Here is a 13,464-nt window from a genome sequence, read left to right on the forward strand (position 1 = left end):
CCATGTTCACCTACGTCGGCTTCTTACAACCGGTTACCCGGTCCCGACGGTCATTGGTCTCACTCAGGATAGCAGCAGAAAGCGGCCAGGTTCCGCCTCGTCGGCGTGAACCTGGCCACCTTCCCCTGTCGCTAGGGCGCCGAGGGCGACTCGACGACGATCTTGCCGTCGATGATGTCCTGGCGGAGGTTCTCCACTTCCTGGTTCAGCTCGGGACCAACCACGTCCTCAAAGTCGTGCCAGGGAGCCAGTCCGACCCCTTCGTTGGCCAGGGTGCCGACGTAGTTGTCGCTGGTGAAGTTCCCGTCAACCAGGGACTTGATCGTGTCGTAGACCGCGTTGCCGATCTCCTTCATCACGGAGGTGAGGATCACGTCGGAGTAGTTCGGCTCGGAGATGACGCCGTCGGTGTCCACCCAGATGACCGCGGTGTTGCCCGCGGCCTGGGCCGCCGCCAGCGCACCGGTGGAAACCTTGCCGGCCACGGGCAGGAGCACGTCGGCCCCCTGCTCGATCAGCTGCTCGGAGAACTGCTTGCCCTTGGCCACGTCCTCGAAGTCGCCGGTGGCCATCCCGTCCTGGGCGGCCTTATCCCACCCCAGCACCTGCACGTCAGCCGCGTGGACCTCGTTGTACTTTTGGACGCCATCCCAGAAGCCGTCGGCGAAAAGCATGGTCGGGGCCATCCGCCCACCCAGGAAGGTACCGACCTTCCCGGTGGTGGAGACGCCGGCAGCGGCGTAGCCCGCCAGGTAGGACGCTTCGGCGGTGTCAAAGACGATCCCCTTAGCGTTGTCGTGCTCGGTCGGGAACACGTCGTCCACCAGGGCAAACTTAACGTCGGGGTTGGCTGCGGCCGCCTCGTCCATCTGCGGGGTCATCATGAAGGAGACGCCCACGACCAGGTCGCACCCTTCGGAAATGAAGTTCTGGATCGCCGGTTCGTAGTCTGAGTCGGCGAAGGTTTCCACCACGGCAATTTCGACGCCGAGGTCTTCCTTGGCCCGGTTGAAGCCCTCCCAGGCTGACTCGTTGAATGACTTGTCCTGCAGGGTCCCCAGCCCCGCCACCATGCAGGCTTTCAGGTCGGCCTCTCCGGCCGAGGCGGCGCCGTCGGACGACTGGTTGGTGTCGGTCGACTGCTCCGAACCGGAGCTGGACGAATCGGGGGCCGAGCCGCAAGCGGACAAGGATAGGGCTGCAACTGCCGCCACGGCGGACAGGATTGCAGGTCTGGTTGACTTCAAAGCGCCTCCTCAGAGTTGTAATTTGCCTCTGATCTTAGCGGGTTCTTTCCCTAGGATGGATTTCATGAGCATTCAGAGCTGGAACAGCGTCCAATCGGCCGAGCTGGAGATGGCCACCTCGTTGGCCCTGGTCACTCCGGGTGAGTACCTGCCCCGCCAGGGACCGGATCCACGCCTGCTGATCCTGCTGCACGGCCTGACCGGGAACCACACGCAGTGGCTGGTCCGGGCTGACCTGCAGGAGATGGCCGACCGCCACAACCTGGTGATTGCCCTGCCCGATGGCCAGCGCTCCTTCTGGCTCAACCAGGTGCACGGGCTCCGCTGGGGAGCCTGGGTCGGGGCGGAACTGCCCGCCCTGCTGGCCCGCCGCCTCCGGCTCAGCCCGGACCGGCCCCTGATTGGCGGGCTCTCGATGGGCGGCTACGGCGCCCTTCGAGCCGCGTTCGACTACCCCCGCACTTTTGCGGGCGCCTTTTCCCTGTCCGGCACCTTGGACGTGACCGAGCCGGCCTTCCGCGGTCGGCACCCGGACCTGTATCAGATCGGGTTTGGCAGCGCCGAGGCGGCCCGGCCCGAAGACGACCTGGTGGCCCGGGCCGCGGGCTCGGCCGAGTTGCCGCCGGTGTTTGCCTCCTGCGGGACCGGGGATCGGCTGTTGGACCAGAACCGGCGTTTTGCCGAGGCGATGGGCCGGTCCGGGCACCGGGTGGAGTATCGGGAGGGGCCGGGCGAGCACAATTTTGCTTTCTGGACCCATTGGCTTCCCGTGGCCACCGAGTGGACCCTGGCGGCCGCCTCCGACTGAGCCCGGCTGAAAAGACCCCAAAACGCCAAGCGGCGCCACCCGGGTGGGTAGCGCCGCTGGAAACCTGGGGTTGGATTTAGTCCTCGAGCAGGTTCTTGGTCTTGCTGGGGTCAACCGGGATGCCCGGCCCCATGGTGGTGGAGACGCCCGCCTTCAGCAGGTAGCGACCCTTGGCCGCAGCCGGCTTGAGGCGCAGGACCTCGTCCAGCACCGCGGCGTAGTTTTCCACCAGCTGCTCAGCGGTGAAGTCGGTCTTGCCCACGATGAAGGGCACGTTGCCGTGCTTGTCGACGCGGAACTCGATCCGGCCGCCCTTGATCTCCTTGACCGCCTTGGCCACGTCCATGGTCACGGTGCCGGTCTTCGGGTTGGGCATCAGGCCACGAGGACCCAGCACGCGGCCCAGTCGGCCGACCTTGCCCATCATGTCGGGGGTAGCAACCGCCACGTCGAAATCGGTGTAGCCCTTGGCCACCTTTTCGATCAGCTCGTCGCCGCCAACTTCGTCGGCCCCGGCTTCTTCCGCCTGCGTTGCCTTGTCGCCAACAGCAAAGACCAGGACCCGAGAGGTCTTGCCGGTGCCGTTAGGCAGGCTGACGGTGCCGCGAACCATCTGGTCCGCCTTCCGCGGATCCACGCCGAGGCGGAACACGCCTTCAACGGTGGACGGGAAAGAGGTAACCGAGGTTTCCTGAGCGAGTTTCAACGCTTCGAGGGGGGTGTACAGCACGCCGGAAACGATGCGTTCCGCCGCTGCGCGGTATTTCTTAGAGCGCTTAGCCATTCTGCTTCTCTCCTTGCAGTCGTGGTTTTTCGGGCAGCGCGGCCCAACCACTGAATAGTTATTTAGGCGTCTACCGTGATGCCCATGGAGCGGGCGGTGCCGGCAATGATCTTCATCGCGGCGTCAACGTCGTTGGCGTTCAGATCCTGCATCTTGGTCTCCGCGATTTCGCGCACCTGAGCCTGGGTCAGCTTGCCGACCTTGGCGGTGTGCGGGGTGGCGGAGCCCTTGGGAACGCCAGCAGCCTTCTTGATCATTTCCGCGGCCGGAGGGGTCTTGGTAATGAAGGTGAAGGAGCGGTCTTCGTAAACGGTGATCTCGACGGGGATGATGTTCCCGCGCTGGGATTCTGTGGCCGCGTTGTAGGCCTTGCAGAACTCCATGATGTTGACGCCGTGCTGACCAAGCGCCGGGCCCACGGGCGGGGCCGGGTTGGCCTGACCGGCGGGAATCTGGAGCTTGATGAGCCCAGTGACCTTCTTCTTAGGTGCCATTGTTTGGGTCCTTCTTCAATGAACTGGTTTGGACGAGGCGGCTGCCGCGCCCAGTTGCGCGCACCGAGAGCGCACGCAAGCATCTACTTTACTTCGCCCAACTTGGTTTCCTGCAATCTCGTGGGCGATCTCACCCCGCTCGGAGCGGGAGGTGAACTTGGGGGCGCCGGATCTAGGCGTCGGCCTTCTGGACCTGGTCAAACGAGAGCTCCACCGGGGTTTCGCGCTCGAAGATGGTGACCAGCACCTTCAGCTTCTGCGTCTCGGGCATGATTTCCGAGATTTCTGCGTTCAGCTCGGCGAAGGGGCCGTCGGTGACGGTGACGACCTCGCCAATTTCGAAGTCGACGTTGATTTCCGGCTCGGGGGCGGCCACGGCCGTCTCCACGCCGGCGGCCTGGGCGGCGGCCAGCACGCCCGGGGTCAGCATCTCGACGACCTCGTCAATCTGGAGGGGTACCGGGTTGTACTGGTCCCCCACGAAGCCGGTGACGGCCGGGGTCTCTTTGACGACACGCCAGGAGGACTCATCCAGGTCCATGCAGACCAGGACGTAGCCCGGGATCCGCACCCGCTGCACCTTCTTGGGCACGGTGTTGTGGATCTCGATGACCTCTTCCATCGGCACCTCTACCCGGAAGATCTTGTCCTCCATGTGGTAGTTGGTGATCCGCTGTTCCAGGTTGGCCCGGACTTTGCGCTCGTGGCCAGAGTAGGTGTGGACGACGTACCAGTCGCCCAGTTCGCTCATCACGTCAATGCGGAGCTGCTCAATCGGGTCGAGCTCGGCGGCGGCTTCCGCCGGGGCCAACTCTTCCTCGGAGGCGGGGGCCAACTCCTCGGCCACCTCAACCACTTCGGCGTCGGCCAGCTCAGCTTCGGCGGCCGGCTCGCCGATCTCTAGGTCCCAGGACTCTTCCAGGTCGGACATTGGTTCCTCCTCACACGCCGCACCCACCGTGTTTGCGGCAACGTTCTTATCATAGAAGAAACCCGCCTACAGGATCCTGTGGCGGGCTTGCTCTAAACGAAAACTAATGTGTTTATCTTAGCGAAGATGAAGTCGACCAGGCCGGTAAAAGCCATGAGAACGGCCACAAAGACGATGACCACGACGAAGTACTGTCGCCATTCCTCCATCGTCGGGTAGCGAACCTTCTTCAGTTCCCCGATCACCTCGCGCAGGAACAGGGCGATGCGCTGGAAAATATTGCGCTTGTGCTCAAAGGACTCATCATCGCGGCGGCGCGTGGCGCCGGACTTGGTCCGGTCGGCCGACTGCTTGCCAGCCTCCGACGGGTTCGCGGTGTCAGTCACTTACTGTTCCTTCGGTGTGGGGATTGGCCAGACGCCATTGTATTAATACCTTAGCAGGGCAGGCGGGACTCGAACCCACAACCGCCGGTTTTGGAGACCGGTGCGCTACCAATTGCGCCACTGCCCTACAGCTCCACCGCAGCGCGGTGTTCGCCTGAACGAGTGTAACGGCCGGACTAGGCCCATGTCCAACTGTGAACACTCCTAGTGACGTGGGCAATATTATGCGACCATTATTCGCGTGAGTAAAGAACCATTGCACCGAGTTTCTGCCCGTCTAGCCGCTATTGCCCCCTCGGCCACCCTGGCCGTGGACGCGAAGGCAAAAGCCCTCAAGGCCGCCGGCCGGCCGGTTATCGGCTACGCCGCCGGTGAGCCCGATTTCCCCACCCCGGAGAACGTGGTGGAGGCGGCCCTGCGCGCCGCCAAGGAACCCTCCTCCTACAAGTACTCGCCGGCGGCCGGCCTCCCCGCCCTGCGCGAGGCGGTCGCCCAGGTGACTTCACAGTCCAGCGGGATCGCCACCGACGCCAGCCAGGTGCTGATCACCAACGGTGGCAAGCAGGCCGTGTTCCAGGCGTGCGCGGCCCTGATCAACCCCGGCGACGAAGTCCTCCTGCCGGCCCCCTACTGGACCACCTACCCCGAGACCATTCAGTTGGCCGGGGGCGTGACCGTTCCGGTGGAAGGCTCGTTTGAGAACGGCTACAAGGTGAGCGTGGAACAGTTGGAGGCGGCCCGCACCGAGCGCACCGTCGCCCTGATCCACTGCTCCCCCTCGAACCCGACCGGCGCCGTCTACACCGAAGAGGAGACCGCCGCCATCGGCCAGTGGGCCCTCGAAAACGGGATCTGGGTCATCAGCGACGAGATCTACGACCACCTGGTTTACGGCGACGCCAAGTTCACCTCGATTCTGACCACCACGCCGGAACTGGCCAACCAGACCGTCCTGCTGAACGGGGTGGCCAAAACCTACGCCATGACCGGCTGGCGGGTCGGGTGGATGACCGGACCGGCCGACGTGATCAAGGCGGCCACCTCGTTCCAGTCCCACGCCACCTCGAACGTGAACAACATTGCGCAGAAGGCAGCCCTGGAGGCCTTGACCGGACCGCAGGACGAGATCGAGCGGATGCGGCAAGCTTTCGATCGGCGTCGGATCCTGATGGTGGATCTGCTGCGGGCCCTGCCCGGCTTTGAGGTTCCCGTCCCCGACGGCGCGTTCTACGCGTTCCCGCGGGTGCAGGGGCTGATCGGACGCGAGATTCGGGGCCGGACCCCGCAGAACACCACCGAGTTGGCGGAGATCATCCTGGACGAGGTGGAGGTGGCTTTGGTGCCCGGCGAGGCTTTCGGCACGCCCGGTTACCTGCGCCTTTCCTACGCGTTGGGTGAGTCCGACCTGGTCTCGGGTCTGGAGCGGATTCAGGGACTCCTCTCCTAAGGGCCTGTGGAACAATGGGGACATGAATCTGGTTCCCTATCTCAGTTCCACAGCCACCCCTCGGGCCACGGTCCTGCTCATCCACGGTTTTGGGGAGCATCACCGGCGGTACCTGCCGTTCATTTCGGCTCTCAACCAGCGGGGCTATGACGTCTGGACCTTTGATTTCACGGGTCACGGTCATAGCCCCGGCCCGCGCGCCCGGGTCGACGTGGCCCGCCTGATTGGCGAACACCTGGAGGCCCGCCGCGAGCTGCGCGAGGTTTCCCGGACGGAGAAGACCTTCCTCTGTGGCCACTCGATGGGCGGCCTTGTGACGCTGGCTTCCACCCTGCTGGACCCCTCGGACCTGGCCGCGACCGCGGTCACCGGCCCGGCGCTGCGGCCGCTGCCAAAAGTGCACCCGCTGCTCGCCCGCTTCGCCCGGGCGGCCGGCCGGATTGTCCCCGGGTTTCCCACGGTGGAGTTGGCGCGCGACCGCCTCTCCCACGACCCGCAGGTGCTGATCGACCTGGCGAACGATCCGCTGGCTTTCGCCGGTAAGGTACCGCTGCTGACCGCCTCCTCCATGATTGAGCAGGGCGCCCGCGTAATTGAGAACGCCCCCATGCTGTCGGTGCCGGTGCTGATTCTGCACGGTTCCGAGGACGCTTTGGCCGATCTGGAAGGTTCGGCCGAGTTTGTGGTGGCCGCCCCCGATCAGGCCGAGATGATTATTGTCGACGGGGCCTACCACGAGGTCCTCAACGAGCTGAACGGCGAGCGCAGCGGGCAGGAAATCATCGACTGGTACGACCGGTGGTAGCTGATCTGCGTGCCCTCCCCAAGGCACATCTGCACCTGCATTTCACGGGGGCCATGCGCCCGTCCACCATGCGTGAACTGGCTGAGTCGACCCACACGCGCCTGCCCGCCCACCTGCTGGAGGCAGACCCGCTGAAGGTTCCCGCGGACGCCCGCGGCTGGTTCCGGTTTCAGCGCTCCTACGACGCGGCCCGCGCCCTGGTTCGGTCCGAAGAAGTCATGCGCCGGATTGTGCGCGAGGCGGCCGAGGACGACGCGGCCGAGGGGTCGGTTCGCCTGGAGATGCAGGTGGACCCCACCAGTTACGCCCCCTGGGTGGGGGGTCTGACGCCGGCGCTGGAGATCGTCCTGGACGAGGCGAAGGAGGCTTCGCGCGCGACCGGGGTGCAGGTGGCCATCATCGTGGCCGCCTCGCGCACCCGGCACCCGCTCGACGCGCGCACGCTGGCTCGGTTGGCCGGCAACTATGCCGGGGACGGGCCGGGGGAAGTGGTCGGGTTCGGCCTCTCCAATGACGAGCGAGTCGGGCACACGGCAGATTTTTCCGCCGCGTTTCGCATTGCCCGCAACGCCGGGCTGGCGGGGGTGCCTCACGGCGGCGAACTGCTGGGGCCCTCGTCTTTGCGCGAGGTGGTGGGGCACCTGAAGCCGGCGCGGATTGGACACGGCGTGCGTTCCACCGAGGATCTGGATCTGCTGACCCGCCTGGTCGACGACGGCATTTCCTTCGAACTCTGCCCCTCGTCGAACGTGAACCTGGGGGTTTACGCCACCGCCGGTGACGTGCCGCTGCGCCAACTGGTCCAGTCGGGGGCGCGGGTGGCCTTGGGGGCCGACGACCCGCTCCTGTTCCGGTCGCGACTGGTGGACCAGTACCGCCTCGCCCGCGAAGCCCACGGGTTTAGCGACGCGGAACTGGCCGCTTTGGCGCAGGGCAGTATCGAGGCCTCACTGGCATCCGAGGCGGACAAGGCCCGGTGGAAAGGGCAGATTCGCGCCTGGCTGGCCGCCAGCGGAACCTAACTCTGGCAATTTGTCGTGACATTCACTTGACATCGGCTGCAGCTTGTCCTTATCTTGTTGACAGTCGGGGCACAGCCGCCCGACCCTTCATCGGCCGAACTCCCTCAGACCCAAAGGCAACGAAATGAGAATTGGCATCATTGGCGCTGGCCGCATCTCCAAGGTTCACGCTCGGGCCGTCGCGGCGCACCCCGAGGCAGAGCTGGTCCTGGTCGCCGACCCGGTCCTGTCCGCCGCACAGGCGCTGGTAGCCCAGTACGGTGGCCGGGCCACCGACGACCCCGACCAGGTGCTGACCGGGGTCGACATCGATGCCGTCATCATCTGCTCCCCCACCACCTTGCACGCTCAGCAGGTCCTGACTGCAGTTAGGGCCGGCAAGCCGGTCCTGTGCGAGAAGCCGGTGGCAGCCACCGTGGCGGAGGCGCGCGAGCTGGAACAGGCCCTGGCCGGACTGGATGCCCGCGTAATGGTCGGGTTCAACCGGCGTTTCGATCCCTCTTTTGCCGCCGCCAAGGCCGCGGCCCTGGCCGGAAAACTGGGCGAGGTGGAACAGGTGACCATCACCTCGCGCGACCCCGCAGCCCCCTCCAAGGAGTACATTGCCACTTCGGGCGGGATCTTCAAGGACATGAGCATCCACGACCTGGATATGGCTCAGTTCCTGATCGGCGAGATTGCCCAGCTGAGCGCGGTCGGGATGAACATGGACCCGGACCTGGTCGAAACCGGGGATTTTGACGGCGCCGTCGTCACCCTCGTGTCAAAAACCGGCAAGGTGGCTACCGTGATCAACTCGCGCCACTGTGCGACCGGCTACGACCAGCGGCTGGAGATCTTCGGGCAGGCGGGCTCCGCCGTGGTCGACAACCTGCGTCCCACTGCCCTGTCGCTCAACACGGCCGAGTATTCGGGAGCGCAGGACCCGTACCTGGACTTCTTCCTGGACCGCTACGTCGAGGCCTACGCGCTGGAACTGGCCGCGTTTATCGAGGCGGTCCAGGCCGGTTCGCCCCTGTCCCCCTCACTGCACGACGGGGTTATCGCCCTGGAACTGGCAGCGGCGGCCGAGCAGGCAGCCCGAACAAACTCCACCGTCTTCCTCTCCTAATCGCTCCTTCGAGCAGGGGTCGTCGTCCACCGGACGCCGACCCCTTTTTGTTCTGTCAACCTGCTCTAGCTTCGGCCCCGACCGAGGGTGAAAACCATCGGCCCGGGTCCAAATTACGGACGCCCGTTTGTCTTGTCATTAAATGCGCCACCCGCCCGGATTGGCGTCCTGGTGCGGCTCTTCCGCGCGCCGATTGCGTTATGTATCGGGCGTTCTAGTAACCTATGGGCGTCGCCCTTTAGCTAGGAGAGCTCTTCCGTGTTACCAAACCGTGACCTTTGTTTGCCCGTCGGGATGCCAGTTAAAAATCCTCACCCCCGGGTCGATGTTATAACTTTGAGACAACAACCGAGGCACATTCTGCTCAAATGACTTGACATAGTCTAGGACTAATGTCAGCATTGCCTAACAAGACGAGGCACTAGTCATAGACGACCGACCGGGATCGCCCCGGGCACTGTCCAGCAGTAAACGAAAAGATCAGCAAGGAGGCTGAGGGTGAGTACACCTGCAACCAGCACCGAAGCCGGCCCCGGCGCGTCCGCCGGGGAGATCCTGCTTGAAGCTCGGGGAATCTCCAAGTCATTCCCCGGGGTGAAGGCACTCCAAAACGTGGACTTTACGCTCCGCGGAGGCCAAATCCACGCGCTCGTCGGAGAGAACGGCGCCGGCAAGTCAACCCTGATGAAGATCCTCTCCGGCATCTACCAGCCGGACGAGGGGGAGATTCGCTACCGCGGGAAGCAGATCACCCTGCCAAACCCGCTGTCAGCCCAGCAGACCGGCATCTCGGTGATTCACCAGGAGTTCTTCCTGATGAACCACCTGACGGTCGCGCAGAACATGTTTATCGGGCGCGAGCCCAAGCGGTTCGGGGGCCTACTGAACGACGAACACGCCCTGAACAAGAAGGCCGGGGAACTACTGGACCGGCTCGGCGTCAAGATTGACCCCCGAATCCAGGTGGGCCGGCTGACGGTAGCGGCCCAGCAGATGGTGGAGATCGCCAAGGCGCTCTCGTTCAACTCGTCCGTGCTGATCATGGACGAGCCGACTGCCGCCCTGACCGACTCTGAAGTGGACACCCTGTTCGGCATCATGGACAACTTCGTCACCTCCGACACCGGGATCGTCTACATCTCTCACCGGATGGAAGAAATTAGGCGCAAGGCCACCGAGGTGACCGTGCTGCGCGACGGCACCCTCGTCGAAACCCGGTCGGCCCAGGACCTGACGATTCCGGAAATCATCAAGCTGATGGTCGGCCGGGAGATCGCGGCCGATGTCCGGCCCGAACCCCGCGCCGAAACCGAGCCGGTGCTGGAGGTCGAGCACCTCGGCACCTCCGACCTGCTCAAGGATGTCAGCTTCACCCTGGAGAAGGGCGAGATCCTTGGCTTTGCCGGGCTGATGGGCGCCGGTCGGACCGAAACCGCCCGGGCCCTGATCGGCGCCGACCCGCGCACAGGGGGCACGGTCAAGATCAACGGGAAAGTGGCCCGCATTTCGAGCCCACGCGACGCGGTCGCCCAGGGGATTGGCTACCTGTCCGAAGACCGGAAGCGCTACGGCCTGATTCTGAACCAGGACGTGACCGCCAATACGGTTCTGCCCTCGCTCAGCAAGTTCACTCGGGCCGGCCTGCTCGAAGACGGGAAGATGCGCGAAGTGGCCAGCAAGTGGGTGGAGGTCCTGCGGACCCGAACCCCCTCGGTCCGCCAGCGGATCCGCAACCTGTCGGGCGGCAACCAGCAAAAGGTCGTCCTGGCCAAATGGCTGGAACGGGACTGCGACGTCCTGATCTTTGACGAGCCGACCCGCGGAATCGACGTCGGCGCCAAGCAGGAGATCTACGACCTACTCGACCAACTCACCGACCAGGGCAAGTCCATCATCATGATCTCTTCCGAGATGGAAGAGATCCTGCGGATGTCCGATCGGATTGCAGTGATGTGCGACGGGCGCATCACGGGGTTCCTCTCCAACGAGGAAGCCACCCAAGAAAACATCATGGAACTAGCGACCAAATTCCAAGACCTGGAAAAGCAGACAAGTGAGGCTGCCTAATGTCAACGACCACTGACGCGATTAGCACCAACACGCAGAAACGCCGGGGTCTGCCCGAGCACTACAAGGCGTTCTTGCAGCAAGCGATGATCGTCCTCGTCCTGATCCTACTCATGGTGTTCTTCACCGTGATGAAGCCGACCTTTGCCAGCTGGTCCAACATTTCCTCGCTGCTCCTGGCCTCGGTGGTGACGGGGATTCAGGCCCTGGGCCTCTCGTTCGTCATCGCCACCGGCGGGATCGACCTGACCCCCGGCCTCGGGATGGCGGCCACCTCGGTCTTCGCGGCCCTCCTAATTGCGCACGAGGGCGGGCTGGGCCTGCCGCTGTGGGTTGGGATTATCGGCGGGCTGGCCGCCGGTGCCCTGCTAGGGGTGATCAACGGTTTCCTGGTCTCCTACGTCAGAATGCAGCCAATGATCGCCACCCTAGCCATGATGATGGTCTGTTGGGGCGCCGCCCTGGTGATGGCCAACGGCAAAACCATCTCGCTGCGCTCGGTTACCGGCTACGACCAGATCGCGGTGGGTGAGCTGATCCCGGGGGTCCCCAACGGCGTCCTGATCCTGGTGGTGCTGGCGATCATCGCCGGGGTCCTGATGAACAAGACTTCGGTCGGGCGCTACGCGCTGGCGATCGGCTCCAACGAGGAAGCCACCCGCATTTCCGGGGTCAACACCCAACGCTGGAAGGTCCTGGCCTACGTAATTGCCGGTGTCTTCACCGGAATCTCCGGGATCCTGATGTCATCTCGCCTATCGGCCGCCCAGCCCACCCTGGGTCAGGGCTACGAAATGTACGCCATCGCGGCGGCCGTTATCGGCGGCACCTCGCTGCGCGGCGGACGCGCCTCGATCTTCGGGGCCGTCATCGGCGCGGTTACCATTCAGACCCTCTTCAACGGTCTGACCGTGATGGGGGTTCAGGACCAGTGGCAAAAGGTTGTCCTGGGCCTGGTCGTCCTGATCGCCGTCTTCGTCGACATTATGCGTCGCGGCGGCAAAGAAGAATAGTCCCCTCCCAACGATCCAAGAAACCCATTTGATGAGGAGAAACATTGTGAAGAAGCAAACCCTGGCCGCAACGGCCGCCCTGGTTCTCGCCGCGTCGCTGGGGGCTTGTTCCAGCGGCTCTGACGGGGCCGCCTCGGGCGAGTCCGCGGCTCCCGGTGGCGACGGGTCCGCCTCGGGCCGCATTGCCCTGATTGCCAAAGCCAACTCGGCCGAATACTGGATGCGAGTCAAAGAAGGCGCTATGGCCGCCGGCAAAGACCTCGGCATCGAAGTGACCTTCAATGGCCCCGACACCGAATCCGAAGGCGACAAGCAGCTGAACCAGCTGGACTCGGCCATCAACGACGCCCCCATGGCGATCGGCTTCGCCCCGCAGGACGGCGCGCAGGACGGCGCCCCCCGCCTGATGGACAAGGCGAACGAGGCCGGCATTCCCGTGATCATCTTCGACACACCGTTGAGCAGCTCTGACGTTCCGATCGCCACCGTCGCCTCCGACAACGAGGGGATGGGGGCCGAGGCCGCCGAGCAGATGGCCGAGATGATTGGCAACAAAGGAAAGGTAGCCATCATCGCCCACGGTGAGGTCGGCACCGCCGCCGCCCGTCGCGACGGCTTCAAGAACTGGCTGGCGGAGAACGCCCCCGACGTGGAAGTGGTTGACGTCCAAAACGGCGAGTCTGATCCCGCCAAGTCCCGTGACAAGGCCCAGGGCATCCTGCAGGCGCACCCGGACCTGGTTGGCTTCTACGGCACTGACGACGACTCGACCATCGCGATTGCCGACGAGGTGGCCTCCAAGGACATGGACGTGAAGATCATCGGGGTGGACTCCAGCCCCGACGTGATCACCCTGCTGAAGGAAGGCAAGATCAACGGCGTCATCGTCCAGAACCCGTTCGGGATGGGCTACAAGACCGTGGAACTGCTCTACAAGGCAGCCCAGGGCGAAATGCCGGCTGAGAAGAACATCGTCTCTGAGTCGCTGTGGGTCACCCAGGAGAACCTGGAAGACCCGGAGGTGCAGCAGGTCATCGGCTAACCAGCCGCAGACGGGCGGGGCCACCAGGCGTGCCCCTTCGAGCCTGAACCGAGCAGTTCGGTTTGGGTTCGGGGGCGGGCCGGTGGCCCCGTCCTTTTGTCTGCGCCGGGTGGGGGTGGGGTTGTGGGGGTTTGCGGGTGGGGTTGGGGGTTCGGAGGTGGGGGGTGCTGGGGTTTGCGGGTGTGGGTGTAGCTGAACGCTGGCAAACATGCCCAAACGCTGGCAAAACCCGGGCCCACACCCCCAAATCAGCCCAAACAGCCAACGTTTGCCAGCACTTGGATACGTTTGCCAACGCCAGAACATG

The 13,464-nt window shown here is 64.4% G+C and carries 13 protein-coding genes and 1 tRNA gene; 8 read left to right on the top strand and 6 right to left on the bottom strand.

What is annotated here, in order from left to right; all coding sequences use genetic code 11:
- Positions 1–131: 131 nt before the first annotated feature.
- Positions 132–1,214, bottom strand: coding sequence for a BMP family ABC transporter substrate-binding protein (locus SAC06_RS08605; protein ID WP_350257889.1), 1,083 nt, complete (start codon positions 1,212–1,214; stop codon positions 132–134).
- 97 nt (positions 1,215–1,311) lie between these two features.
- On the opposite strand from SAC06_RS08605, the gene SAC06_RS08610 reads away from it, so the two are divergent.
- Complete coding sequence (locus SAC06_RS08610) at positions 1,312–2,055, top strand: alpha/beta hydrolase (RefSeq protein WP_350257890.1); 744 nt, start codon at positions 1,312–1,314, stop codon at positions 2,053–2,055.
- A gap of 76 nt (positions 2,056–2,131) precedes the next feature.
- Here the strand turns inward: SAC06_RS08610 and rplA are convergent, their stop codons facing one another.
- The 5 genes from rplA to SAC06_RS08635 form a co-directional block, all read right to left on the bottom strand.
- Entirely contained in the window at positions 2,132–2,839 is a 708-nt protein-coding gene (rplA, locus tag SAC06_RS08615) for a 50S ribosomal protein L1 (RefSeq protein WP_350257891.1), read from the bottom strand.
- Positions 2,840–2,901: 62 nt separating this feature from the next.
- On the bottom strand, positions 2,902–3,333 hold the full coding sequence (gene rplK / locus SAC06_RS08620) for a 50S ribosomal protein L11 (protein ID WP_350257892.1): 432 nt from the start codon (positions 3,331–3,333) through the stop codon (positions 2,902–2,904).
- 172 nt (positions 3,334–3,505) lie between these two features.
- On the bottom strand, positions 3,506–4,264 hold the full coding sequence (nusG, locus tag SAC06_RS08625) for a transcription termination/antitermination protein NusG (RefSeq protein WP_350257893.1): 759 nt from the start codon (positions 4,262–4,264) through the stop codon (positions 3,506–3,508).
- 92 nt (positions 4,265–4,356) lie between these two features.
- Positions 4,357–4,650 carry a preprotein translocase subunit SecE gene (gene secE, locus SAC06_RS08630; RefSeq protein WP_350257894.1) on the bottom strand — a complete coding sequence of 98 codons (294 nt, stop codon included), beginning with the start codon at positions 4,648–4,650 and terminating at the stop codon, positions 4,357–4,359.
- A 54-nt stretch (positions 4,651–4,704) separates the two neighbouring features.
- Positions 4,705–4,777, bottom strand: a tRNA-Trp gene (locus tag SAC06_RS08635).
- A 114-nt stretch (positions 4,778–4,891) separates the two neighbouring features.
- On the opposite strand from SAC06_RS08635, the gene SAC06_RS08640 reads away from it, so the two are divergent.
- The 7 genes from SAC06_RS08640 (at position 4,892) to SAC06_RS08670 (ending at position 13,157) form a co-directional block, all read left to right on the top strand.
- Positions 4,892–6,097, top strand: coding sequence for a pyridoxal phosphate-dependent aminotransferase (locus SAC06_RS08640; RefSeq protein WP_350257895.1), 1,206 nt, complete (start codon positions 4,892–4,894; stop codon positions 6,095–6,097).
- Between the two features lie 22 nt (positions 6,098–6,119).
- Positions 6,120–6,902 (top strand): lysophospholipase, encoded by a 783-nt coding sequence (locus SAC06_RS08645; RefSeq protein ID WP_350257896.1) that lies wholly within the window; start codon positions 6,120–6,122, stop codon positions 6,900–6,902.
- The gene (locus SAC06_RS08650; protein WP_350257897.1) at positions 6,896–7,924 is read left to right on the top strand and encodes an adenosine deaminase; all 1,029 of its coding nucleotides are present in this window, start codon (positions 6,896–6,898) and stop codon (positions 7,922–7,924) included. The genes SAC06_RS08645 and SAC06_RS08650 overlap by 7 nt, the downstream gene beginning before the upstream one ends.
- A gap of 124 nt (positions 7,925–8,048) precedes the next feature.
- Positions 8,049–9,035: an inositol 2-dehydrogenase gene (iolG, locus tag SAC06_RS08655; RefSeq protein WP_350257898.1), complete on the top strand. Its 987-nt coding sequence runs from the start codon at positions 8,049–8,051 to the stop codon at positions 9,033–9,035.
- A 498-nt stretch (positions 9,036–9,533) separates the two neighbouring features.
- Positions 9,534–11,102 carry a sugar ABC transporter ATP-binding protein gene (locus tag SAC06_RS08660; protein ID WP_350257899.1) on the top strand — a complete coding sequence of 523 codons (1,569 nt, stop codon included), beginning with the start codon at positions 9,534–9,536 and terminating at the stop codon, positions 11,100–11,102.
- Positions 11,102–12,115, top strand: coding sequence for an ABC transporter permease (locus SAC06_RS08665; protein ID WP_350257900.1), 1,014 nt, complete (start codon positions 11,102–11,104; stop codon positions 12,113–12,115). The genes SAC06_RS08660 and SAC06_RS08665 overlap by 1 nt, the downstream gene beginning before the upstream one ends.
- 46 nt (positions 12,116–12,161) lie before the next feature.
- Positions 12,162–13,157 carry an ABC transporter substrate-binding protein gene (locus tag SAC06_RS08670; protein WP_350257901.1) on the top strand — a complete coding sequence of 332 codons (996 nt, stop codon included), beginning with the start codon at positions 12,162–12,164 and terminating at the stop codon, positions 13,155–13,157.
- The last annotated feature ends 307 nt before the right edge of the window (positions 13,158–13,464 follow it).

Source organism: Scrofimicrobium sp. R131 (assembly GCF_040256745.1).
Lineage (GTDB): Bacteria > Actinomycetota > Actinomycetes > Actinomycetales > Actinomycetaceae > Scrofimicrobium > Scrofimicrobium appendicitidis.